The sequence below is a fragment of the Bradyrhizobium sp. 154 genome (assembly GCF_023073875.1).
Lineage (GTDB): Bacteria > Pseudomonadota > Alphaproteobacteria > Rhizobiales > Xanthobacteraceae > Bradyrhizobium.
Window position 1 is genome coordinate 1 of the sequence record NZ_JADPKG010000082.1, and the last position, 22,894, is coordinate 22,894.

The 22,894-nt window shown below is 58.2% G+C and carries 19 protein-coding genes and 3 pseudogenes; 8 read left to right on the plus strand and 14 right to left on the minus strand.

Annotation, left to right across the window (positions count from 1 at the left end; translation table 11 throughout):
* Positions 1–486: 486 nt before the first annotated feature.
* The 7 genes from IVA92_RS19170 to IVA92_RS19200 all read right to left on the minus strand — a co-directional run bounded on the left by IVA92_RS19170 (position 487) and on the right by IVA92_RS19200 (position 6,583).
* On the minus strand, positions 487–726 hold the full coding sequence (locus IVA92_RS19170; RefSeq protein WP_247276981.1) for a hypothetical protein: 240 nt from the start codon (positions 724–726) through the stop codon (positions 487–489).
* Positions 723–2,375: an IS66 family transposase gene (locus IVA92_RS19175; RefSeq protein WP_247276982.1), complete on the minus strand. Its 1,653-nt coding sequence runs from the start codon at positions 2,373–2,375 to the stop codon at positions 723–725. Before IVA92_RS19175 ends, IVA92_RS19170 begins: the two co-directional genes overlap by 4 nt.
* Positions 2,376–2,444: 69 nt before the next feature.
* Positions 2,445–2,792 (minus strand): IS66 family insertion sequence element accessory protein TnpB, encoded by a 348-nt coding sequence (tnpB, locus tag IVA92_RS19180; RefSeq protein ID WP_247276983.1) that lies wholly within the window; start codon positions 2,790–2,792, stop codon positions 2,445–2,447.
* The gene (locus IVA92_RS19185) at positions 2,789–3,211 is read right to left on the minus strand and encodes a transposase (protein ID WP_247276984.1); all 423 of its coding nucleotides are present in this window, start codon (positions 3,209–3,211) and stop codon (positions 2,789–2,791) included. The genes tnpB (IVA92_RS19180) and IVA92_RS19185 overlap by 4 nt, the downstream gene beginning before the upstream one ends.
* Before the next feature lie 12 nt (positions 3,212–3,223).
* Positions 3,224–3,529, minus strand: a complete 306-nt coding sequence (locus tag IVA92_RS19190; RefSeq protein WP_276576760.1) for a hypothetical protein — start codon at positions 3,527–3,529, stop codon at positions 3,224–3,226.
* 292 nt (positions 3,530–3,821) lie between these two features.
* The gene (locus IVA92_RS19195) at positions 3,822–5,246 is read right to left on the minus strand and encodes an aldehyde dehydrogenase family protein (RefSeq protein ID WP_247276985.1); all 1,425 of its coding nucleotides are present in this window, start codon (positions 5,244–5,246) and stop codon (positions 3,822–3,824) included.
* Between the two features lie 11 nt (positions 5,247–5,257).
* On the minus strand, positions 5,258–6,583 hold the full coding sequence (locus IVA92_RS19200) for an aminotransferase class III-fold pyridoxal phosphate-dependent enzyme (protein ID WP_247276986.1): 1,326 nt from the start codon (positions 6,581–6,583) through the stop codon (positions 5,258–5,260).
* A gap of 293 nt (positions 6,584–6,876) precedes the next feature.
* Between IVA92_RS19200 and IVA92_RS19205 the strand changes: the two genes are divergently transcribed.
* On the plus strand, positions 6,877–7,032 hold the full coding sequence (locus IVA92_RS19205) for a hypothetical protein (protein WP_247276987.1): 156 nt from the start codon (positions 6,877–6,879) through the stop codon (positions 7,030–7,032).
* A gap of 381 nt (positions 7,033–7,413) precedes the next feature.
* Here the strand turns inward: IVA92_RS19205 and IVA92_RS19210 are convergent.
* Positions 7,414–8,365, minus strand: a pseudogene (locus IVA92_RS19210) (IS481 family transposase).
* 327 nt (positions 8,366–8,692) lie between these two features.
* Positions 8,693–9,862, minus strand: a complete 1,170-nt coding sequence (locus IVA92_RS19215) for a Xaa-Pro peptidase family protein (protein WP_247276988.1) — start codon at positions 9,860–9,862, stop codon at positions 8,693–8,695.
* 625 nt (positions 9,863–10,487) lie between these two features.
* On the opposite strand from IVA92_RS19215, the gene IVA92_RS19220 reads away from it, so the two are divergent.
* The 4 genes and pseudogenes from IVA92_RS19220 to IVA92_RS19235 all read left to right on the plus strand — a co-directional run bounded on the left by IVA92_RS19220 (position 10,488) and on the right by IVA92_RS19235 (position 13,170).
* Positions 10,488–10,895, plus strand: a complete 408-nt coding sequence (locus IVA92_RS19220; RefSeq protein WP_247276989.1) for a transposase — start codon at positions 10,488–10,490, stop codon at positions 10,893–10,895.
* Positions 10,896–10,945: 50 nt separating this feature from the next.
* Positions 10,946–11,170 (plus strand): IS66 family insertion sequence element accessory protein TnpB, encoded by a 225-nt coding sequence (gene tnpB / locus IVA92_RS36060; protein WP_346658128.1) that lies wholly within the window; start codon positions 10,946–10,948, stop codon positions 11,168–11,170.
* A 161-nt stretch (positions 11,171–11,331) separates the two neighbouring features.
* Positions 11,332–12,928 (plus strand): annotated as a pseudogene (locus IVA92_RS19230) (IS66 family transposase).
* A 2-nt stretch (positions 12,929–12,930) separates the two neighbouring features.
* Positions 12,931–13,170, plus strand: a complete 240-nt coding sequence (locus IVA92_RS19235) for a hypothetical protein (RefSeq protein ID WP_247276990.1) — start codon at positions 12,931–12,933, stop codon at positions 13,168–13,170.
* 136 nt (positions 13,171–13,306) lie between these two features.
* Here IVA92_RS19235 and IVA92_RS19240 read toward each other — a convergent pair whose 3' ends face one another.
* Entirely contained in the window at positions 13,307–14,824 is a 1,518-nt protein-coding gene (locus IVA92_RS19240; RefSeq protein ID WP_247276991.1) for a porin, read from the minus strand.
* A gap of 465 nt (positions 14,825–15,289) precedes the next feature.
* Between IVA92_RS19240 and IVA92_RS19245 the strand changes: the two genes are divergently transcribed.
* Positions 15,290–15,778 carry a MarR family transcriptional regulator gene (locus tag IVA92_RS19245; RefSeq protein ID WP_247276992.1) on the plus strand — a complete coding sequence of 163 codons (489 nt, stop codon included), beginning with the start codon at positions 15,290–15,292 and terminating at the stop codon, positions 15,776–15,778.
* Here the strand turns inward: IVA92_RS19245 and IVA92_RS19250 are convergent.
* A complete protein-coding gene (locus IVA92_RS19250) occupies positions 15,773–16,807 on the minus strand; it encodes a hypothetical protein (RefSeq protein ID WP_247276993.1) in 1,035 nt (344 codons plus the stop codon). The genes IVA92_RS19245 and IVA92_RS19250 overlap by 6 nt on opposite strands.
* Positions 16,808–17,430: 623 nt before the next feature.
* On the opposite strand from IVA92_RS19250, the gene IVA92_RS19255 reads away from it, so the two are divergent.
* The gene (locus tag IVA92_RS19255; protein WP_346658127.1) at positions 17,431–18,045 is read left to right on the plus strand and encodes a hypothetical protein; all 615 of its coding nucleotides are present in this window, start codon (positions 17,431–17,433) and stop codon (positions 18,043–18,045) included.
* Positions 18,046–18,719: 674 nt separating this feature from the next.
* Positions 18,720–19,460, plus strand: a complete 741-nt coding sequence (locus IVA92_RS19260) for a class II aldolase/adducin family protein (RefSeq protein WP_247276995.1) — start codon at positions 18,720–18,722, stop codon at positions 19,458–19,460.
* 365 nt (positions 19,461–19,825) lie between these two features.
* Here the strand turns inward: IVA92_RS19260 and IVA92_RS19265 are convergent, their stop codons facing one another.
* The 3 genes and pseudogenes from IVA92_RS19265 to IVA92_RS19275 all read right to left on the minus strand — a co-directional run.
* Positions 19,826–20,989 carry an amidohydrolase gene (locus IVA92_RS19265; RefSeq protein ID WP_247276996.1) on the minus strand — a complete coding sequence of 388 codons (1,164 nt, stop codon included), beginning with the start codon at positions 20,987–20,989 and terminating at the stop codon, positions 19,826–19,828.
* Positions 20,986–22,173: a Xaa-Pro peptidase family protein gene (locus IVA92_RS19270; protein ID WP_247276997.1), complete on the minus strand. Its 1,188-nt coding sequence runs from the start codon at positions 22,171–22,173 to the stop codon at positions 20,986–20,988. Before IVA92_RS19270 ends, IVA92_RS19265 begins: the two co-directional genes overlap by 4 nt.
* Before the next feature lie 506 nt (positions 22,174–22,679).
* Positions 22,680–22,894 (minus strand): annotated as a pseudogene (locus IVA92_RS19275) (IS701 family transposase); the annotation flags it as partial.

Genomic DNA, 22,894 nt, shown 5'->3' on the forward strand with positions numbered 1-22,894 from the left:
CTATCCTTCGACATTGTGACCTCGCGACAAACTATTCCGCGAGATCTTCCTAGCCGACCAGATCAGCCCTCAGCGCGTGGTCCCTGCATGACGCTCACAAGTGAACACTTGTTGTGTGGGGTCAACCCGTGACGCCGGGCAATCTTGGAAACGACCGCGCCTGCTACCAGCGTCTCCTCGACGATCCGGGCCTTGTCGTCCTTGGAGAACCAACGACGGCGTCCCGCCTCCGTGATCACTTCCAGCCGGTGCGCCGTCACGTCCGACCTAAGCGTATGGTCAAGCATAGACACAAGCCGATCCCTTCAAAGAGATCTTCAAACTCGCCTATCCGGTGTGCCGCGAGAAGATGGGAGTGGAACGACGCTTACAGCTGACCATTGCGATGAGGCGAGGAACTTGGTCAGCCGCTCGGCGGTCTCAAGCCTCGCCTTCTCGGCGCCCCTTCGCTCGCCGCGCAGTATCCATTCGGCGTAGGCCGCAGGATCACCGCTTCAGCAGTCCAGGGTTTTCCTTGTAGAACTTAATAAGCTCGATCAGGTTGTCGATGCCGAAGTCGGTGAACGCCTGAACGCCGTCTTCTCCGACGCCATAGACCCAGATGAAGCCATCCTCGATCTCTATCTCGTTGGCGATGTCCCACAGCCAATCTTCGTCTTCGCCGAGGTCTTTGGCGACCTTGGTGATGGTGGTGACGTGATGGACCTTGTTGACGTGGGTGGTCATGCCGCCGCTCGAGCGGAGAGCGCAGATGCTGGCGTCCAATTCCAGGGCAGAAGTTCGTCCAGCCGATGAGCCGGATGAGCGGCGATGCGGGCGAGGACATTCGTGAGCCACGCCTGCGGATCGATGCCGTTCATTTTGGCTGTGACGATCAGGCTGTACATAGCTGCGGCGCGCCGCCCGCCGCGATCAGACCCGCAGAACAGCCAGGATTTTCGTCCGAGAGCTATACCTCTTAATCCTCGCTCGGCGGCATTGTTGGAGAGGCACACGCGGCCGTCCTCGAGGAATAGGGTGAAGCTCGCCCAGCGCTTCAGGATATAGTTGAACGCCTTAGCCAGGTCGTGCCCCCGAGACAGCTTGGCAAGCTGCTCCCGCATATAGACCTGGAGGTCCTCGACCAGAGGCCGGCTCAGCGTCTGCCGCACCTGAAGGCGCTCCTCGGCACTCTTGCCGTTGATGGACCGTTCGATCTCGAACAGCGCATCGATCCGCCGCACGACCTCGATCGCGATCGGCGAGAGCGGGATTTCCTTTTTGCCGGTGGCCTTGCGCCGGGCATTCTCTTCGATGTCGGCCATCGCGAAGAACGGGCACCGTCCATGCGACCAGCAGGCAGCCTCCCGGATTGGCCCGGGCTGGCGTCCCGCCAGATAGAGCTGGTTGTACCCGTCATAGGCGTCGGCCTGCAGGATGCCGGCATACCGGGCCAGATGCGCTTGGGGATGCTCGCCCTTGCGGTCGCGGGAGTAGTAGAACATCGCCGCCGGCGGGTCCGTGCCCCCAAATGGCCGATCGTCGCGGACGTAGATCCAGCACCGTCCGGTGTCGGTCTTGCCCTTGGCCAGGACCGGTACCGTCGTATCGTCAGCATGAAGGGGCTCGGCCGCCATGACGTGGGCTTCCACCAAGCGCAGCAGAGGATCCAGCGAGGCACAGACCGCCCCAACGGCATCTGCCATGGTCGACAGTGCGATCGGCACGCCTTCCAGAGCGTAGCGCTCCGCCTGGCGGTTGAGCGGCTGATGCTGGCCGAACTTCTCAAACATAATCATGGCCAAGAGGCTCGGACCAGCCCACCCGCGAGCGATGGCATTGAACGGCGCTGGCGCCTGGCTGATCTTCTCGCAGTCGCGGCAGGAGAACTTCTCGCGGACCGTCTCGATCACCTTCCACTGGCGCGGCACCACTTCTAGCGTGCGGGTCACGTCCTCGCCGAGCTTGCGAAGACGATTGCTGCCGCAGCATTCACAAGCCGTAGGCCCATCGATTACCACCCGTTCCGGTGGGAGGTGCTCGGGGAAGGTCTGGCGCTCGGCGCGCTTGCGCGTAAATCCGCGCACCGTGGTCGTCTTGGCCACGGCCCGTTCCGCCGCCAGCTCGTCCTCGGTGGCGTCAGCTTCCAGCTCTTCGAACGTCAGCGCCAACTGCTCGATCAGCCGCGCCGAGCGCTCCGACCGTTGCCCATAGATCTGATGTTTTAGCTTGGCGATTTGCAGCTTCTGCTGCGCGATCAACGCCTCGTCTTCCGACGCTTTCGCGCGGGCGACCGCGAGCTCGCCGGCGATCTCCAAACCCTTCGCGCGCTCGACTGCCAGCGCCTTCTTCAGGGCGGCAACCTCATCCGGAACAGCGTCGCGATCAGCATGCATGCGACGCAGTGAATCACAGATTGGACGCGATGGGACTCCCCAAAATGCAAGAAGCTACAGATTCGGCGCTCAGCCCGCGCTTTGTGGCCGCCAGCTCAGTTGCGGATTCCGCCAGTCGATGCCTTCGAGCATGTAAGCCATCTGGGCCGCCGAGATCGACACCGCACCGTCCGACGCCGAGGGCCAGATGAACTTGCCACGGTCCAGGCGCTTGGCATAGAGCGACATGCCCAACCCGTCATGCCAAAGAATCTTCACCAGATCACCGCGGCGGCCCCGGAAGATGTAGAGATCGCCGGCATGAGGATCGCGCTTCAGACTCTCCTGGACCGCAAGCGCCAGGCTTTGCATGCCGCGACGCATATCGGTGTGGCCAGTGGCGATCCAGACCCTGACGCCGCTCGGGATCGGGATCATCGTCGTCTCAAAATTTCAAGAACCCGCTGCAGCGCCTCGGTGTCTACGTCCCGATCAACGCGCACGCGACAGCCGCCAAGGTCGATCTCGATAATGCCGGCCCTTACACGTTGCGCAGGCGATGAAGACACCGGTTGTGGCGCGTCACTCGAGATCGGAGCCGCCGCAGGCGTGATCTCAACCGGAACAAGCGCCGGCGCGGCATCCCCGCTCAACTTGCCGTCGCGCGCCAACCGGCGCCACGTGAACAATTGGCTTGTCGACAGCCCGTTGCGTCGCGCCGTCATCGACACCAGACGTGGCCCGCCATAGCTCTCGGTGACGATCCGCTGCTTTTCTTCCAATGTCCAACGGCGTCGAGCGCCCGTCGAGACGACTTCAAGTCGGGAAACCTTCGGCATAGGCATATGGTCAGTCATACGCCTAAGTCTTCACCCTCCATCAAACCGCGCAAGGCGGTCCTCGCCGGAGCGATACTCCGCGCAGCGCATGGCGTTCGAGGCAAAACGGCCGGCCAGCATCCCATGCTCCGTAACCCGCGCATTGTCGAAGAAGCGATAAGCGGCCTTCGTCGCCCCCCCAGTCGCCGCACGCGCCCGGGACCCGTTGGCCAAGTGCCGCCGACATCTGATCAAGCAGGCGGCCAAATCGGCGCGCCAATCGCTTGTCCGGCAGCCCTGCCAAAACGACTTCGTCGTCATGCCAGCCTGCAGCCCGCCTCCCGTGTCTTCGCTCATTGTGACGCTTCCGCGAATCGGCGTCACAAGCAGAATCACAGACGATTCAACCGATGCAAATCCTACGCACGAGACCCGGGTAATTGAAAGCTACGCCGGATGCGCGCCCTGAAACAGCAGCAGGTCTTCCAAATCAGAGACTAGATTGGCTGAGGTCGGTAGGCGTTGGCAGATCACACTACGTGAGGATCAGTTGATCCCATTCGTCATACGCTTCCTATTCCGTTAGAGCGCCAACGTCCATTACAACGACAGTCCCAGGCGCGGGGCTACCATTCGCGCCCTGAGGAGCCTATTTGCCGTATCGTGCCCAGTGTCTCTCGAAGAGCCTATTTGGATCTGGAGCCGCACGTGCTATCGGCTCTGAAATCCACGTGTAGTTCAAGAAGTGGCGCCAGTTGATATTTTCACTTGTACTCGAGCCGCCCCAACTGCCGCAGGACAACACCACAGACACGGGCATCCCATTGTCGAAACTTCCGGAATTACCGAATCCGGTCGATTGATTCACCATCATGCGACTTACGTTCGCAAGAGCGCCAAGTCTGAGGATGTGGTCGCTGGAGTGCGAGTAAATGCCGCAGCTATGACCAGGGCCGCTGACGGACGTCAGCCTCCTCACCATCTCGATTCCTTTGTCGATTTCTCCATCGTATCGCCAAAGGCCGAGAATAGGGGATAATTTTTCACCAGAAACGGGGTCTCGCCCTGTGGAATTATCGCCCGGAAGCATCAGAACCCGAGTGTTGGTAGCAACGGAAAGTCCGGCCAACCGCGCTATTGTCTCAGCGTTCTTGCCAACGACTTTGCGCGATACTGACCGGCCATCAGGCCAAGCTGTTGCCCGCAATCTACCAGCCTCGTCCGGATTACAAAGATGCGCTCCGTTGGCTTCGAGTTCGTCGATCATCCCATCGTAGATAGCCGCGGCTAGCACCAGAGAGCTCTCCGAAGAGCAAGATGTGCCGTTGTCGAAAGATTTGCCAGCGATGATCTTCGGCGCGGCTTCGGTAATATCTGCAGTCTCGTCGACGAGCACCACTGCATTCCCTGTGCCCGCTCCGTATGCCGGTGTGCCGCTCAGATAGGCACGCCTTACCGTGCCTTGCCCGCCCGATGCAACAACCAGATCCGCCGCTTCCATAAGTTGGGTGACGCGCTCTCGCGATAGATCTGTAACACATTGAATGATGTCGCAGGGCGCACCAACTTGGTTGAGCGCGGTCCGCAACACACCAATTGTTTCGAAGACGGTATACCTGGCCCCCGGGTTTGGGCAAAAGATCACCGCGTTGCGCGTCTTCAGCATCGCTAGCGCATTCACCACCACAGCTGCGACGGGGGCAGTCGACGGAGTCATCGCCGCGATAACTCCGATGGGCTTTGCAATTTTTCGCAGCCCCAGCTCGGGGCAACTCTCGATCACGCCTTCTGTTTTCGCGTGCTCCAGATCACGCATGACTCCCAGGATGCGCTGACGATGACGGGCATAGGTATCCTCGAAAGACCCGAATCCCGTTTCTCTGACTGCCATGTTGCTGAGACGTTGCGCTTCCGCATCGTTGAAGGCATGCCACGCCACCGCCAAAACCACGTCATCAATTCTGTCCTGCGACCAAGCCGCAACGATAGGCTGAACGCAACGCGCTCTGCGAATCACCTCTACCGTAGATCTAGTCTCTGCATCCGGTTCAGTACGTGATCGAAGCGTATTCATGCTGCCATATCCTATTTGGCTATCAACTCATCAGTGTATGATAAGACTTCATCGATCTTGGCTATTCCATCGTCTATCTCTTCTGCGGTCACTATCAAGGGTGGCGCAATGAAGACGAAATCCCACTTCGCGATGACAATTAGTCCCAATTGAAACAGCCGCCGGCAAAGCTCTTCCGAAACGTTTCTGATCTTGTCGCGATAGCCGGCAAGCGGCGCTTTTGACCTGCGGTCTTGGGTTAGTTCAAGGCAGGCAAACAGCCCCTTGCCGCGGACATCCCCAACACTGGGATGTTTCCGATGGAGTACCATCAGCTGATCATGCAAGTACCGCCCCAGCGCCGCAGAGCGCTCCGCAAGTTGCTCCTCCTCGTATACTTCGATGTTGGCGATTCCTGCTGAACAAGCAAGGGGGTGGGCCTCATTCGTCAGGCCACCAACGAAAGCGCGGTCAAGGAAATGATCGCGGACTTTCGAGGTTAGCACTACCGCCCCGAGCGGAACATAGCCCGATGTGATGCCCTTTGCCGTCACAAGAATATCAGGAGACACACAGAAATGTTCGCATGCAAACCACCGTCCAGTTCGCGCCCAGCCACTCATCGTCTCGTCCAATATCAGAAGAACTCCGTATTCGTCACAAAGCTCACGAACTCCCTGGACGTACTGCTGGGGTGGAACATAGATACCGCTCGTACCCGATATTGGTTCGAGCACGATTGCCGCCACGGTTTCTGGCCCGTCGTGAACGAGCTGGTTCCGGAAACTGTGCAAGCAAGCGAAACGACATTGAGGCGGCGCGACTTGTCCGAACGGACATCGGTAGCAATTGGGGTAGTGAAACTTGCCAAGCCCGGGCAGTGAGGGTTCTACATACATTCGTCGAGGATCGCCTGATATCGCAGCAGCACCGGCGGTCGCGCCATGATAGCTCTGCCAGGCAGAATAGACCTTTTGCCTGCGAGTGACCGCTCGCGCGATCTTCAACGCGTTTTCAATTGCCTCTGACCCACTGTTTGTGAAGAACACATACTTCAGCATGCCTGGCATATGGTTGGCGATCATCGAAGCAAGCCGTATGCGGGCTTCTGTGGGAAGTGTTGGTGGCAAATATGTTGTGCGTTCCATTTGCGCTCGTATCGCCGCGAGCACTCTCTCGTGCCCATAGCCGACATTTACGTTGATTTGCCCTGACCCAAAATCGAGATACTTCTTTCCATCCGTATCCCACAAATAACAGCGGCTTGCCTTCTCGAAGATCGCCGGGGCGCGAACCTCTTGCCGCTGCCAACCATATACAACGTGTGCGGCCTCCAGCTCCTTCAATGATTGCGTCATGCGGGCGTTCCGAGGATTGATCTAGGCCATGAATTCCGACGTGTTTGGTAACCAATCTCGTGTTTGGTAATTAGGATCAACTGCTAGTGTTGGTGGTTTCTTTCACTGCATGTTGTCATCGGCACAAATTGTTTGTTGCAATCATGGTCAGTGGCTAACCCGGATGATTCGCAGTGCAGGCAAATACGCCGGATGAAAACCGGCCTGGAGAACGTCAATAATCATCGCGGCCGGCAGCCTGCGACAGAAGAACTGCCGCTACCTCATGAACCCATCGGGAGAGAAGGCTCTTTATGGACGAAGCGGCTTTGTTCGATCAGAAGCGCCGCCGGATGATGGCCGCTATTGCTACCCCGCGATGTGCACTCGACGACAAACAAGCCAGAGAGGTCGATGTTCAGATGTTCACGTTGATCATAGCCACAGGCGAGAATGGTGCTGGCGTCTGAGGAGCAAGGCTGCGGAGATCGGCGGTCCGATGCCGATCGGCGTCATGGCCGCCCTCGCGGGCTGCGTTGGTGCTGTTCTCCAAAAGGACGTCGGGCCTGCAACCAGCGGTCTGTATCCATTCTTCCTTCGCGGCAGGTTTTCGCCTGGAACTTGATGAGCTTCGATTAGGTTGCGATGCCATCGTCGGTGAACACCTGGACGCCGAATTCTCCGACGCCATAGCCACATCACGCCATCCTCGATCTTCATTGGCAATTTTGCTAACACAAGTGGCGCCGTCACCTCGGATGGCTTGAATCAGCGGATCGGAAGCCCAGTGTTCCGCCTTGCCGTCCGGGCGGCTCGGGCTTTGCGAGATCGCCTACTGGCGGAGCGTCGATCTAGGTGTGGAGCCTCAAGAGGTTGTCCTCGGTCAAAGCGAGGCGGCTGATCGGCGTTTGAGAATTTATACCACCATGGGGCCGGTGCCAGTTGTATCGATGCAGCCAGATCGGCAGCTCCTGAGCGCGCCGGTCTGACGTCGAATAGGCTTTGGCATAAGCCCATTCCCGAAGTGCGGTCTGGATGAAGCGCTCGGCTTTTCCGTTTGTTCTCGGCGTGTAGGGCTTGATGCGGATGTGTTTGATGCCAGGTCCCGGCAAGCGTCGCGAAAAGCGAACGACTGGTAGCAACTCCCATTGTCGGTCATGACGCGAGCAACGGTGACGCCGAGGCTCTTGTAATAAGCCACGGCGGCCCTGAGAAAGGGAACGGCGCTGGCGGCCGTCTCGTCGGGCTTGATCTCGGTGAAGGCGACGCGGGAATGGTCGTCAATGCAGACGTGGACGAAGTCCCATCCGGCGCCACGGCTCTTGTTCGGTCCACTCGGATCGCCGGTGATGCGGTGTCCGACACGTTGGAAACGCCCGAGCTTTTTGATGTCGATGTGAATGATCTCGCCTGGCCTCTCGCGCTCATAGCGGCGTTCCGGCTCGGCCGGCTCCAGATCACGGATGCGGTTTAATCCCAGGCGAAGGATGCGGCTGACGGTGGCCGGAGACACTGCGATCTCGGCTGCGATTTGCTTGCCGGTGTGGCGCTGCCGGCGCAACGCCTCGACGGCTGTGCACGTGGCTGGCGGGGTTCGGCTCGGCGATGAATGGGGCCTTGAGGAGCGACCACGCAACCCTCCACACCTTCCGCGCGGAACCGCTTGACCCATTTGGCGACGGTCTTCGGCGTCGTATTGAACAGGTCCGCCGCACCGGCCTGGCTCAACCCGCCTTCGACCACGCTTCGCACCATCGCCTCTCGACCTTTGGGCGTCAAAGGCGCATTCTTGTGGACGTTCATCTGGTCTCTCCTTGGAACACTGAAGCTTCGCAACCTCAGCTTCCTCGGTTCAGACCAGATGGACAACCTCCTGACAGACCACACCTAGGCCGAGACGGATCAGCAGTCGAGGCGCCCCCCTTGGGGGACATCGCGTCTGGTGCGATCAGCCTCGTCAGCGCGAAAACCGCGTCGTAGCACAGGCATCAACCGAAGGAGAAGCAGGTGGCCCCGACAACTGGAAGCTGCTCTGAACCGCAAGCATCCAGCAAGTATACTGGCAACGTCCCGAGGGACGCCGCCAACTTCAGCGCGGCGGGCTCTTGATCGGAGGGGTCCGCAGGCGAGTTAAATCTCGAAAATCTGTCGTGGCACCCGGGTCAACACGTCGGCGCCCGAGTCCGTGACCCGGAATGTCTCGCTGAGAACATAGCCGAAATCCTCATCGATCCAGTTGCCGAGCATCAGATGGAAGGTCATGTTGGGTTTCAGAACCGTCATGTCTCCTTCCTTAAGGCTTGTGACCGCCTCGTTCCAATCGATGCCGATGCCATAGCCACAGCGGGATTCTTTCTGAAAGCCCGACTTTCCGATGGTGCGATTAAATGCTTCGGCGACGTCGCTGCAGGTTGCTCCGGGCCGGACTTTTTCCAGCGCGGCCTCTAGGCCCTGGACCTCGGCCTCATGTAGGTGCAGTAGACGGTCAGAAGGCTTGCCAATCGAGAAGGTGCGCATAATGGCTGCCGTATAGGTGTGGCGCACGCCGCCGAGCTCAAGATTGATTTGTGAACCTTCCCGGAAGGTGTCGTCGCTCCAGATAATGTGGCTTGTTCCGGTACGTGGCGAGGAGCACATGAAGATGTTCGCGATTCCCGTTCCGTGCTTGCCGTTGGCGCCGCGCGCCAGGGTCGCAAGAATCTCGGCAACCGCGTCAGCCTCATGCACGCCGGGACGGATGACTTCGGCCGCGCGCATCATACCCGCATCGGCAATTGCGGCGGCTTCTTTCATCAGAGCTATTTCAAGATCGGACTTGATGACCCTGATCCAAGTGACGACGTGCGTACAGTCGACGAACCTCGCACCGGGCAGTCGCTTCTTGAAGTTTTCCGCCGCGCGCGCTGGGAGCTGCCCCATTTCAAGTCCGACCCCGCGGTCGGTGAGCTTAGCTTCCTGAAGAAAGTCAATCACAGCATCGAAACCATCTTTCTCGGGGTTGCCGACGAGCGATTCGGGATATCCAATTATCTTGTTCCGTTCGAGAAACGTCAGATGGATCCCCGCTGGCACATCCATGAGACGCAGAATTAGCGGTGGCTCCTCCTCGTGAACGGAAACGACAAGAGCCTGCGGGACATATGCTGATCGCGCGGTGTAACCTGTCAGATAATTGATGCTGCGATCAAAGGTGACCACGAGCGTTTCAATGTCGCGTTTGACCATTTCCGCTTTTACTGCGGCAAGCCTCCGCAAGTACTCCGTGCGCGGAAACACCTGAGGTCCTTTGCTGACGGTCATTGTCTTAGCTCCTTGGTTCTTGGCTATCTGAAGTCTTTTGAGGAGAGGCTGCGCATTTCCGCGCCCTTGAATGGTCGCTGCCCCATTTTACCTGGGAAGAAAATTTGTCCAGTTCGCTCACAGGCCGGCGCGTATTCCTTAAGGCGGCATTATAGAGGACCTTGCAAAGGTGAATTCCTCTGATATAGGAGACACATCGGCCGGAATTCTGCGTTGTTGACCCGGTAGGGCGCAGGTCCGTAAGCTCGAAGCCCCGCGAATTCGACGTTTTGAGGCAAAGCACTTGAGGTTAGGCCTGCGCGCCTCCTTCATTCATATTGCCGCATCGAGCAGGCACTCGAGACGGCCATTTCCTGCGTTCGGATAAAGCTTTCAACGTGCGCGCCACCGCACGTCAAACCTTCCCAGATGGCGCGATTGGCGGATTTTAAGAGATCGAAAACAGACCTAAGTCGACAGCGCGTTGGCGGGACCGGAACGAATATACTGCTTCTATGCAGCTCGCCTCTAGTGTCTGGAGAGAACGACTTCTTCGAACTGATCATTCGAGCCACACAGGCGGAGGGTAAGCTTCCGAGGAGAGCCGTCTTGCGGCGGGCTGACCTGATGGTTGAGAACTGTACGTATGGACAGCCATACGATCAGCGCGGTGAATCGACTTGAAGTAGTGGAGACGGGCCGGCGGCGGCGTTGGTCTGAGGAGGAGAAGGCGCGGATTGTTTTGGAAAGCATGTCCGAGCCGCGTTTGGTTGCGGCGACGGCGCGGCGATATGGCCTGTCGCGTTCTCTGCTGGTGACCTGGCGAAGAGCTTTCGCAGCGAACCGGACCAAATCCGAGGCTGGCCTTGTCAGGGTAGTTGTGGCCGAGGATGGGGCTGTGGCGTCGGCGGCGGATTCATCGCGGAGTGCGACAGCACATTCGACCGAGCGTCGGATTGAGATCGAGCTGACCGGCGGGCGGCGCGTCATTGTCGATGCGAGCGTCGACGTTGAGGCGCTTCGCCGGATCATCGAGGCTCTGGATCCGCGATGATTCCGATCCCTACGGGAGTTCGGGTGTGGCTGGCGACAGGTCACACCGACATGCGCAAAGGCTTCGCCTCTTTATCGTTGCAGGTGCAAGAGGTGCTGCGCCGCGATCCGCTGAGCGGACATTTGTTCTGCTTCCGCGGACGCAGAGGCGATCTTTTGAAGGTGATCTGGCATGACGGCCAGGGGGCCTGCCTGTTTACGAAGAAACCGGAGAGAGGTCGTTTTATATGGCGTCGCTGGCGGACGGCGCTGTGTCGATCTCGCAGGCGCAGATGAGCTACCTCTTGTCCGGCATCGACTGGCGCAATCCCCAGGAGTCCTGGCGTCCGACCACTGTGGGCTGAGACTTTGTTATTTGAGTTTGGCAGCGAATGTGATTCCATCTGGCTATGGACTCCAGGGCCGACCTGCCGCCTGATCTTGCCGCCGCGCATGCAATGATCCTGGCCGAGCGGACGGCCAGGCTTGCAGCGGAAGCCAAGCTTGCTGAAGCGGCCAATGCCCAGGCGAAGCAATCGAGCACCGAAGCGCTGATTGCCCATCTCAAGCTCGAGATCGAGAAGCTACGACGCACGATATGGCGCTCGCTCCGAGCGGTCGGCGCGGCTGCTCGATCAGCTGGAGCTTGAGCTTGAGGAACTCGAGGCGGGCGCGACCGAGGATGAGCTCGCTGCCGATAGGGCGGCTGGGAAGACGCAGACGGTGCGTTCGTTTGAGCGCAGGCGGCCGGTGCGCCAGCCCTTTCCCGATGATATCGAGCGGGAGCGCGTGGTGCTGCCGCCGCCGACGCAGTGTCCCTGCTGCGGATCGGCCCGGCTTTCGAAGCTTGGCGAAAGCGTGACCTCGACGCTGGAGGAGATCCCACGTCGGTTCAAGGTGATCGACACGGTGCGGGAGAAGTTCAGTTGTCGGGATTGCGAGGCGATCACGCAGCCACCAGCGCCGTTCCATGCCACCCCCCGGGGCTATATCGGACCCCAGCTTCTGGCGACGATCCTGTTCGACAAGTTCGGCCAACATCAGCCGTTAAACCGACACAGCCAGCGCTTCAAATGTGAGGGGATTGACCTGTCGGTCTCGACGCTGGCGGATCAGGTCGGCGCCGGAGCGTTCGCGGTTAGGCCGATCTTTGAACTGATCGAAGCCTATGTGCTCTCCGCCGACAGGCTCCATGGCGACGACACCAAGATCCCGATCCTGGCGAAGGGAAGACGGACACTGGCCGGATTTGGACCTATGTCCGCGACGATCGGCCATTTGGCGGGCAAGGTCCGCCGGCGGCGCTGTTTTACGCCTCGCGCGATCGGCGCGGCGAACATCCGGCGCGGCATCTTCAGAACTTCGCCGGCATCCTCCAAGCCGACGCCTATAGCGGCTTCAATGCTCTGTTCGATCCCGGGCGCAAGGCATCGCCGGCCACGCCTTCTGCTGGGCGCACGGCCGGAGGGCGTTCTTCGAACTGGCCGATATCGCCCAGAACGCGCGCCGTGGACGGTCGGCGACCGCGATCTCGCCCCTGGCGCTGGAAGCGGTCCGGCGGATTGACCAGCTGTTCGAGATCGAGCGCGAGATCTATGGGTTGAGCGCCGAGGAGCGGCTGCGGGTCCGCCGGGTGAGAAGTGCGCCGCTGCTGGCCGATTTTGAGGCTTGGCTGCGAGCGGAATGTGCCCGACTCTCGCGTTCGTCCAATGTCATCAAGCCGATTAACTATCTGCTCAACCGGTGGGATGGCTTTGCCCGCCTTGCTCATGATGGAAGGGTTTGCCTGACCAACAATGCCGCAGAGCGAGCGCTGCGCGGTTTTGCTCTTGGAAGAAAGGCATGGTTGTTCGCTGGCTCGGATCGCGGTGCCGAGCGGGCCGCCGTGATGGCGACGCTCATCATGACGGCGCGTCTCAACGACATCGACCCGAAAGCCTGGCTTGCCGACGTCTTTGCGCGCGCATCGCCGACATGCCGCAAAGTCGGCTGCACGAGTTGCTGCCCTGGAATTGGACGCCTCTCACGTCGACGTCCTCCGCTCAGGTGGCGTAGCCGTGCACGTCAACAAAGTTCATTCCGTCTTCACAATCGGTCGCGTCGCAAAGGACCTCGGCGAAGACGAGGACTGGCTCTGGGACGTGGCCAACGGAATGGATCCGGAGGACGGCGTCATCTGGGTTTACGGCGTAGGTGACGAAGGCGTCATGGCGTTCACCGACTGCGGCATCGAAAACCTGATGGAGCTCATCAGGATACACAAGGAAAACCCCGAACTCCTCAAGCGGTGGACGTGAGCCTGTCCGCGCCCTAGCTCGGATGGATACGGCGGAGGTCGCCTCTAACGAGAAAGGCCCCCGGCGGGCATGCCGGGGGCCTTCTTGGAGGTTAGTTTAGAGCCTTGTTCGTTGCTCCTTTCGCTATAGAAACCACTTAGAAATTGCGCTGAGCGCGGAGCAGCAGCACCAAGCTGTTCTGGTCCTTCAGCTCATAAACTGCAGCCGGCTTTGCTACGCCTGACTGAAGTGGAAGGGTCACCGTGCTTCCGCTCGCATACTTCTGGTCGAGCATCATGTACGCAAGCTCACCGGTAAAGGTCAGACCCTTGACCGGAGTCCAAGACGTTTTTGTGCCGACCACGGCATAGTTGAAGTCGGGGTTGCACCCGCCAAGACCACTTGAAAGCGCCAGATTCGCGACGAAAGCTCCGCAGATATAACCCTTGGCTGTGTTGTTATATCGAACAGCAGCCCACGCACCGAAGACGGACGTATTCCAATACGGGTCCCAATTATGGGTGAAGCCGCCGTTGAAGCCGTACGTCGTGGTCAACTCCTGACCGGCACCAATGACGAACACGGAGTCGGACACACCGGCAATGCCCAAGCTCTGATACGCACCAGCCACGTTCGTACCGCCATACATAGCGTAGGTGGTCGACATATAATCCTGGAAGTTGTACCGACTGGCACCGTGCGTGTAGACGCCGGTCAAGTTGATCGTGTCACCCGGTCCGGTCGGCAGATTCTTGATAGACAGCGCCAGCTGTCCAGCCCAGCCCCACTTGTCGCCGGGATGGCCCGTGAGCTCGGATGCACCATAATAGGCCGCATGATTGTCATGCGCAGCAAGTGATGCCTGGAACAGACCCCAAGCCTGATCGGCGCGAACCCGAGCAACGAGGTCCGGAGCTCGCGTACCTCCGATGTCGTTGGCACCATAAGCTCCGACAGCCTGACCAGCAGCGGTAGCGCCACTCACGTTCCAGGTGTTGGACGTATAATTTTGAACCTGGTCCTGAGCAGAGAACGAAGCCGTGATGCCCTGACCGAAATCAGCGGTATAAGTAATTTGGTTGACGGGATCCCAACCGCCGCTGCCTGGCAGCTCAATGTTGTTGGCCGGATATTCGGCCCACGGCGTCCTGAACTGCGACTCCGCCTTGCCGAACGTAAACCCGGCGAACTGAATGAAAGCGTAGTAGACGCCGAGTGAACCACCAGCGATCTGGGAGCCAGTAGATGAAGTATAGGTCGTCGCCCCATTCACGGCGGTCGTGCCCGCGCCGGTATAGGTACCGCTTGTCCACGTGAACACCAGCTCGGAGAAGGTCCGAACAACGCCGTACTCGGTGGCAGTACGTGTATCAATCTGCAGATCCTGGCGAGTCCGGGTTGTGTAGTAGTTGCTCAGCCGGTTCCGCGCACCAGCCACACCACTGCTCGCAGCATCGAAGTCGGCACTGGTCGCAAGCAAAGCGTCAGCACGCAAATACCCCCCCAACTTGGCGCACGTGTCCGTGCCTGGGATGTAGTAGAATCCCGCGCCATACAATGAGCAGATCTTTACGTATTCGATCGCCTTGGCTTTGACGGGAAGGTCGGCCGCCTGCGCACCAGCCCCCACGAACATTGCCACTGACCCAAGAATAATACCCTTCATCACTTTCATCGATGAACCTCCAAGTTGGAAACCGCGTTTCCGTCCTTCAAAGATCCGCTACCAACTCCGCCCCAGGGCGGACCGCTTGACGGAACGACTTCGAGAACCCCCTCGCTGTCCCAAGGAGACATACTTCCGATCATCAATTGATACAATCAGTTAATGATGAAAACTAGCGCTTTGCGCCGCACCGTTGCCGATAGGCAACACCCGCACCTAGCAAAATGCTGGAACGGCCTAAAAGCAAGCCCTCGGGGGGCAGCCCGAGGGCTCTTTTTGGAGATTGCACTGAGTGGACCGCTCTACGAGCCTCTGCGATCCACGATCTTGATATTATACGTCAATTGTATATGTCAATTGATGAATTAGATGGTAGCAATGCTCATCGTGGGGTATTTCAGTCTTTCCGAGGTTGGATAGGATGCCTCGGTTTCCGCTCACGTTCACTGCGGACAATCAAAACTGGCAAAAAGAATGAAGATGGCCACACAAGAGCAATTTGACAGGGCTGTTAGGGACCTGATCTGGAACATCGTCGAGATTCGCGCTCAACTGGAAGAGATCGATAAGAGTTGGGCGGGATTAATCGGTATAAGCGAACCTCAGTGGCTGATGCTGATGGCGGTCGATGAACTCGACCATGGCAGCGGTGTCTCCGCCATTGCAGTCGCCAATAAATTGGGGTTTCACCCCGCATTTATAACGACTCAGACGAAGAAACTTGAACAGCTGGAATTTCTAGTCCGCGCCACCTCGCCTGATGATGCGAGGTTCTTGCAGATCTCGTTGACTCCAAAGGTGCGGACGGAAATTGCTAAGCTGTCGGACAAGAGACAAGCCGTCAATTCGACGATTCTAAATGGCTTGGACGAGGAGTCGCTTGCGTATCTGAATAAGCGACTAAACGCGATCGCCAAGAACAGCAGACTGGCATCTCAGAAATTAAGCCTTGGGCTGCTATGAAGCTTGATGGCGATCGAGCTTGCGCTCAAGCCATTCGAAGACGGCCTCATCGCATGCTATGAAATTCTCGACTGCCCCCTCTGGGGTCCGTGGCATTAACAATTCCAGGTCAATGCTCGCCCAGGCGCAATCAGCCTCTAATTTGATTGCCTCAGACGCGTTGAAAATACTGCGCTCGCCAGCAACGACGAGAATGGGACATCTTAACTTCCTCGCCAAACGCGATCGTTGCGTCGTGGACACCCCTGCGTCCGGAGTCTCAGCCGTCCTAGTCATCCACTCAATAGATGACCGAGTCCGGGTCCAGCTCCAAAGCCCCCCGTCGCAAATCGCCGCAGACAGGCGCCGGTCAGTCGCAGCAAAATTGGTCGCGAGCGCGGCTGAAAGGCCTTCTCCGTAGATTGCCATTCGAGACGCATCAATCTCCGGCAGGGTCGACAAATGATCCAAGCAACAAGAAAGCAATATTTCTGAGGGTCCAAGCCAATGACTTGAGACGTCATCGTACGACACGACGAGAACCGCCGTGTTTCGACCATTTATAAGAGGCAAGAGTCTACCAAGCAGGATCCCTGCCGTTTCTTCTTCCGTGCTGATGCAAACAATTGCGGGGGCGCCAGAACCAGAAGTACTGGGGGGCACGTAGTAGGCAGACAACTCGCCCTGATCATAGAGTTTGATTTCGACACGCTCCACCCTCTGACCTAAAGATCCGAAGCCATTGACGCAGGCCTCAAGCTTGGCCACAACGTCCGCCTTTTGCGGATCGTCTTCATCGGATAGTCGTCTGGCAACTTCAAATGCGGTAAGCGCGCAAAGCCAGGCATGGGCAGCTTCGTCAAGAGTACCTCTTTGGACGCTAAGATCGGCGAAGAGGCAATGAGCGTCTCCGATACTTGTCCATTTTGCAGCACAGTTTCTTCTGCTTGCAACGTCGCTTTCCTGATCAACACCATCAAGAAACACGACAGCACTTTGCCGCGTGGACGCAAGATTGCCTGTCACTTCAGGCCAAGCAGCGCGCAACATCCGTTTCATCCCTTCAGCGCGAGTCCTCAACACCGCTCAGGATTGCTCTAGACAACCCAAACGGGAGCTTCGTAGAAAGGCCAAGCAGTCCACAGTGACTGACCGGCCGGCGGGTTCCCCTTTGCTTGATTTTTGATGATACGATTCCTCCGAGCTGAGGATCGTCGATGTGCGGCCATTTGCCGCTGAAATTCTGCGTCATTTCCTTGAAATATGCTTTGCTTGAACTCGACTCGACGAACGCTTGATCGCTGTCAAAGGGTGCCCATAAATCCCTTTCATCGCGAGCGAGCAGTCATGCGCTCATTCGAAAATGATATGTCAAATTTTTCGGCCGACAGGATCGAAGAATGAGCCTTGCGCCTTTAGGTCCACCGCTTGCGCCCGTCAGGCCAGGATAGTCGCCCTCTTGCTTTGGTAGGCTGAATTGGCAAAACCCCACTCTTCTGCTGATGGAAAGCAGAATTTCGGCGACCAGCAGCAGAATTGCGCATAATTCCACCTAAAATCAGGGCTATGGTTGCTATATGACCTCATACCTACCCGCCCGCTCCCTCGGTATCCTGCATCTCGAGCGCGGACTCACCCCCGGTGCTATACCGCCTGCCCCGGCGTCCGGCTCAATGCTGAATCCGGCGACATTCGATTTTCAAACCATCTCAGAAACGGTCGCGGGAGCTTGGGTTGAGAACGTCGTACGCGGCGATCCGGCGCTTGAGCCCGCCTTCATAGCCGCCGCCCAGCGCCTGGTCGAACGAGGCGCGGTCGCGATAAGTTCGACCTGCGGCTTTTCTGTTCGCCATCAAGCGGCCGTGGCGGCTTCGGTCACAGTGCCCGTCGTGATGTCAAGCCTGCTGTTGTTACCCACATTGCTTCGCCAGTTGCCGGAGCGCGCGAAGATCGCCGTCCTGACCTATGATTCGACCTGTTGCAGCGAAGGTCTGCTCGGGATCGACGATCGGGCGGAGCGGGCCAGGGTCGTGATCGGCGGCATTGAAGGGGGCAAGTTTTGGCATGACGAGCTCAAGCGCCCGGCGCCGCCGCTCGACGTCCCCGCGATCGAGGCAGATGTTGCCGGGTGCATCGCGCGTCTCCGCTCAGCCCATCCGGAGATCGCCATAATTTTGTTCGAATGCGCAGCGTTTCCGATTGTTGCTCCGGCGATCCGCCGTATCACGAAGCTTCCAGTTTACAGCATCACAGACCTCTGCCGACTGACAATGGCGTCGACGAGTTGATATTGCTCGTAGCATGTAGCGCTCCGCCACGCGCTTTAACTCGTGAAAGCCTGCGCTTGCGTGCTCCACCAACGTCTCAGCCGTCTACCGTCGTCTTGAAGAATTCGCGGACGAAATTCCGCTCAAGGCACGCTTTATCGGAAGCGCCGACAGCGCCGCCAGCACAAACAAAATCGGCTGATGTGCTGCACAGGCGCACGCATACAGCTGTGATCCTCCGGCACCTGCAGGAAGGCAGAATGTGCGGACGAAGACGCTTATAGCGTTCCGAGCAGCCTCTGCACAAACTTTAATGGCTGAGATTCGGTCGCGCGGCTCGAGCGGCGCATTCGCCGAGCTCGGTCATGACACTATCTAGGTGACGCAATCAGCTGCGAGACACAATGCCTGGTTTCTCGCTTCCCAAGAGTTCACGGTCTGCGACCTACAGTGCTGGCGGTCGTGAGGCGTGAAACGCCTGCAGGCTTTGGGGAACTATTATCTTGCGCCTCAAGCAAGCGCAGCAAGGGGCCTGCCTAGACGACCGGAAAGATGTCCGTGAGAGCGCGTGAATGCTGCGAATTCGTTGGTGAGCGGAATATCCACGGGTGATTGGCATTCACCGGTGAAAACCTGTTTTTCGCCGACGCTATTATAGTTCGAGGTTCCCTTGCTAGGTTTGAGGAGGAGAGACCATGTTTAGCGATCCCTCGGATGAATGGGACGTCCGCTGCGATTTGGCTGCGGCTTATCGTCTGATCGCTCACTTTGGCATGGACGACCTTATCTCCACGCACCTGTCAGCGCGGCTACCTCGGGAGGCGCATCGTTTCCTGCTCAACCCGTACGGCATGATGTTTGACGAAATCACGGCCTCCAGTCTCGTCCTTGTCGACCCGGAGGGGCATGCGCTTCAGAAAGAGGGCGAGGCTAAAGTAAACAACGCAGGCTTCACAATTCATTCCGCCGTACACATGGCTCGTCAGGATGCTCTTTGTGTAATTCACACGCACACCTTGGCAGGAATGGCCGTTGCGGCTCAAGAACAAGGACTGCTGCCGTTAAACCAAAAATCGATGTGCTTCTATGGTGGCATTTCTTATCACAATTACGAAGGCGTTGCGCTCGATCTCAACGAGCGCGAGCGTCTCGTGCGCGATCTCGGGGACAAAGACGTCATGATCCTAAAACACCACGGCTTGCTTACACTTGGCCGTACCGTGTCCGAAGCCTTCCTCAACATGTACCTTTTGGAGCAATCGTGCCGGGTCCAGATCGCGGCGATGCAAGGTGGACACAAAATTGTCCTGCCGTCGGACAGAGTGGCCGCTCATACGGCGGAGCAGTTCCAACGACAGGGCTACGATAGGAACCTTCGGCCCTGGACGGCTCTGAAGCGCCGCCTCGACCGGATCAGTCCCGATTACGCGACCTAGTAGATTTTGAACGTCCGGGTGAAACCCAGACCGGACGGAATTGTGTTAGGTCACGTTATTCCAATCCATCGGTCTGCTGGTAACACCCGCTCCCTTTTCCGGCCTCCAGTCAAATGCGAGGCGACTAGTCCCTCTCTTTTATTCAAGGTTGAAACGCCATCCGCGGATTCCCGCCATTGCCTGTCGCGATCGAGAAGGCGCAAGCAGGCTCAGGACCTGCTTGCTGGAGCAGTCGGCAGGCAGCTGCGATGCAGACCGGGTCGCCGGCTGCATCGCCACACGGCCAGCGGGTTCCAGATCCGGAGAGAGCCTAAGGTCGTTGATCCCATTTAAGACTCCAAGCGACAGCGCAGGACGGTCGCGGTTCACGGAGCCAGCACCGTCTCGACGACGTTCACCCAATAGCCGATGCCATAAGGCAGGGCGTCGTCGTTGAAGTCATATGCCGGGTGGTGCAAGCCAGCTGTCGATCCGTTGCCAAGAAAGATGATTGCGCCCGGCCTTGCATCAAGCATGTAGGCAAAATCTTCCGAGCCCATCCGTGGGGTTATCTTCTCATCGACGCAAGCCGGTCCAACCAGATTGCGTGCTGCTTTGACCGCCAGATTAGTTTCTTCCGGATGATTGATCGTGACCGGCGCGGACCTGCAGTACTCAAATTCGACATCTGCGCCAAATCCCCGCGCTATACCTCGCGCAGCCGCAAATATCTGCCTTTGTGCGAAGTCGCGCAGGCCGGGCACAAGAGTTCGAATACTACCTGCCAGCTCTACCCGATCCGGAATGACGTTGTAGGCCTGAGCCGCGTTGAGTTTGGTGACGGATATCACGAGCGCCTCCATCGGGTTCGTGTTCCTAGAAACCAAGGTTTGCAGGCCGACGATGATCTGTGCGGCAATGACTACCGGATCGACGGCCTCATGAGGCTTGGCGGCATGACCGCCCCTCCCCTTCCCGATGAGATCGAACTCGTCGAGAGCGGCCATGATCGGACCTGGGCAGATGCCGAACTTGCCGACTTCGATTCCTGGCACATTGTGCAGGCCGAACACCTTCGCTATTGAGAAACGATCCATGATCCCTGCCTGGACCATCCTTTGGCCGCCCACTCCACTCTCTTCAGCGGGCTGGAAGATCAAGGCGACCGATCCCTTGAAGCGCCGAGTCGTCGCAAGGTATTTCGCGGCGCCTAATAGCATCGCCATGTGACCATCATGCCCACAGGCGTGCATCTTGCCGGGCACTTTCGAGGGACCAGAGCTTCTCGGAATGTTCAGGTATCGTAAGCGCGTCCATATCCGCGCGCAGTGCGATCGTCGGCCCGTTTCCACAATTGCGTCAATCAAGGCGACGATACCAGTTTCAGCTATCCCCGTTTCGATATGATCAACGCCGAAAGAAGTGAGCTTCTCGGCTACAAATCTAGCAGTATTGTAAAGCCGATATTCCAGCTCGGGATTCTCATGAAGATGGTGGCGCCAAGCAGTTGCCTCCGCCAGCAAATGTTGAAACGCTTCAATGCCATTCATGTGGAGCCCACAGCGTGAAATAAGTTGTGACCTGTACGGCTGAGCACTTCCGCGCCAGAGTCTGTGACGACCACGTGCTCGCTGCAGCCAAACAGATGACCGCTTTCCCCAAACAGAATAATGGGAAGATGAAAGGTCATTCCCGCCTGTAAAATCTCCTCTGCGGCAGGCTCCAGGCTGATGTTTCCTCGCTCTGTCCAGTGGATGCCACTTTGGTACCCGGTACGATGGCGAAAGGCGCCCGGGCGTCGAGATTGCTCAATCACCTTGCGCGCGGCGGCGTCCACGGTCTTCGCGCTTACCCCAGGCTTAATCGCGGCAATGGCGGATTCGAGCGCTTCAACCGAAAGAGCGTGCAACGATTCGGCCTCGCGATGCCGACCAAGCACCGCGCTGCGGACCAGCCCTGCGGCATAGCCGTGCTTCACGCCGCCGATCTCGATCATGGCGGGTTCATTGTTTCGGAGTGCGTGTGGGGTCGGGACACCGTGCGGCATCTTAGTCCGATCACCGAACACGAGAGTAACGGATCGCCATATTTCGCCGCCAGCTTTGCTGGCTTCTCCAACTATGGCTGCGTACGTTTCTGTTTCGCTCGCGCCTTCGCGAACCGAGTTGCGAAACACCCGCACCGCGAGATCAGTTATCGCCATTGCTTGACGCATCACATCGAGCTCAAGCGGGCTTTTGACTGCTGCGACCGACGCAACCAAATGGGAGCCGTCGGCGACTTTCATGCCTGGACACTGTCCTTGCACTGCACGCACATCGGCCGGTGCCAGATTCCAACATCCGAGTTCGAAACCCACTCTCTGATCCTGCAGCCGATGCCGGCGAAGAACCTCGGCACAGGACTTGGCAACATCGCCAGGGTGTCTATAACAAACGACCTCATCGACACATCCTTCGACGCGGACAGCCTCGGCATCGTACTCTCTTACAACGAGAACCGGCGCATAACCCGGTGCTAGAATCAACGGGAACGGAGCGAAGTACCCACCAAATCCATCATAGCCGGTAAGATATCTGAGGTGGCCGATAGCGGTAACCACAATTGCATCAAGTTTGGCATGCGCTACCGCTTCAAGCACCTTCTGCTGTCGATAATCGTACTCCGATTTTGGGAATGGAGGCCCCGCCAAAGGGATTTCCGAACCTGTCGCTGTGAGCATAGAAATCTCCATCTTCAGTCCCTACTGCGCCTTCGCCTTTTCCTCTCTCGAGCGCCTTCTCGTCAAAACTCTGCGATTGGATAGACCCCGGTCTGATTCGTGCCCGGCGGCCGCAGCCCTCCGCAGCAAACACTGAAGCGCCCCGAGACCGACTTAGCAACTGCCGGGTTTAGTAGTTTCAGAGCTGACGAGCTAAGCATTCGGACCACAGTCAGCCCAGCGAGGATCATGTCCCCGCCAAGCACCTGGAGCAATGACGACAAGGTAGCGAAGGTCAGTCTTGTTTACGACGTCTTCAAACCGAAAAGCGTCGTGAAGCACCTCAACCGAACCAGTGCGCGGCCTGAGTTGGCGCATGAACACTGCGGTTTATACCGAGCGTCCGTACGATGGTGCAATGCGCAGGCGCATGGTCAGGCATTGCCCTGCCAAAAGTGCATTGGCCAACGGCCGGCGAACGTGTTTATGGATGAAGGTCCTAACACTACTTTGGCAGAATTGGTTTGTGCTGCAGTTTTTCACGGATACGTCTTCTGCAGTAGGGGCATCGCTGCGATGGCTGCCGTAGGATGAGATCGACGATGGCGTGACGTACTGCGGGCATGGTTGGCTGAGGCGGAGGCCCGTTGATTCTTTTTTTTCCGCCCCGCGTGTGCGAGGCGACGGTATTGCAAGAAGGCGTAGGCGATCATGGTCATTAGTGCGTGACGATGAAGACCTTGCCATGATCGCC

Coding starts and splice junctions, on each gene's coding strand:
- IVA92_RS19245 (WP_247276992.1), top strand. CDS start 15,290: ATGAAGATGGCCACACAAGAGCAATTTGACAGGGCTGTTAGGGACCTG.
- IVA92_RS19200 (WP_247276986.1), bottom strand. CDS start 6,583: ATGACGCAATCATTGAAGGAGCTGGAGGCCGCACACGTTGTATATGGT.
- IVA92_RS19255 (WP_346658127.1), top strand. CDS start 17,431: ATGCTGAATCCGGCGACATTCGATTTTCAAACCATCTCAGAAACGGTC.
- IVA92_RS19185 (WP_247276984.1), bottom strand. CDS start 3,211: ATGACTGACCATATGCCTATGCCGAAGGTTTCCCGACTTGAAGTCGTC.
- tnpB (WP_346658128.1), top strand. CDS start 10,946: ATGCGCAAAGGCTTCGCCTCTTTATCGTTGCAGGTGCAAGAGGTGCTG.
- IVA92_RS19195 (WP_247276985.1), bottom strand. CDS start 5,246: ATGAATACGCTTCGATCACGTACTGAACCGGATGCAGAGACTAGATCT.
- IVA92_RS19220 (WP_247276989.1), top strand. CDS start 10,488: ATGGACAGCCATACGATCAGCGCGGTGAATCGACTTGAAGTAGTGGAG.
- IVA92_RS19265 (WP_247276996.1), bottom strand. CDS start 20,989: ATGAATGGCATTGAAGCGTTTCAACATTTGCTGGCGGAGGCAACTGCT.
- IVA92_RS19175 (WP_247276982.1), bottom strand. CDS start 2,375: ATGCATGCTGATCGCGACGCTGTTCCGGATGAGGTTGCCGCCCTGAAG.
- IVA92_RS19260 (WP_247276995.1), top strand. CDS start 18,720: ATGTTTAGCGATCCCTCGGATGAATGGGACGTCCGCTGCGATTTGGCT.
- tnpB (WP_247276983.1), bottom strand. CDS start 2,792: ATGATCCCGATCCCGAGCGGCGTCAGGGTCTGGATCGCCACTGGCCAC.
- IVA92_RS19270 (WP_247276997.1), bottom strand. CDS start 22,173: ATGGAGATTTCTATGCTCACAGCGACAGGTTCGGAAATCCCTTTGGCG.
- IVA92_RS19215 (WP_247276988.1), bottom strand. CDS start 9,862: ATGACCGTCAGCAAAGGACCTCAGGTGTTTCCGCGCACGGAGTACTTG.
- IVA92_RS19250 (WP_247276993.1), bottom strand. CDS start 16,807: ATGTTGCGCGCTGCTTGGCCTGAAGTGACAGGCAATCTTGCGTCCACG.
- IVA92_RS19205 (WP_247276987.1), top strand. CDS start 6,877: ATGGACGAAGCGGCTTTGTTCGATCAGAAGCGCCGCCGGATGATGGCC.
- IVA92_RS19240 (WP_247276991.1), bottom strand. CDS start 14,824: ATGAAAGTGATGAAGGGTATTATTCTTGGGTCAGTGGCAATGTTCGTG.
- IVA92_RS19170 (WP_247276981.1), bottom strand. CDS start 726: ATGACCACCCACGTCAACAAGGTCCATCACGTCACCACCATCACCAAG.
- IVA92_RS19190 (WP_276576760.1), bottom strand. CDS start 3,529: ATGAGCGAAGACACGGGAGGCGGGCTGCAGGCTGGCATGACGACGAAG.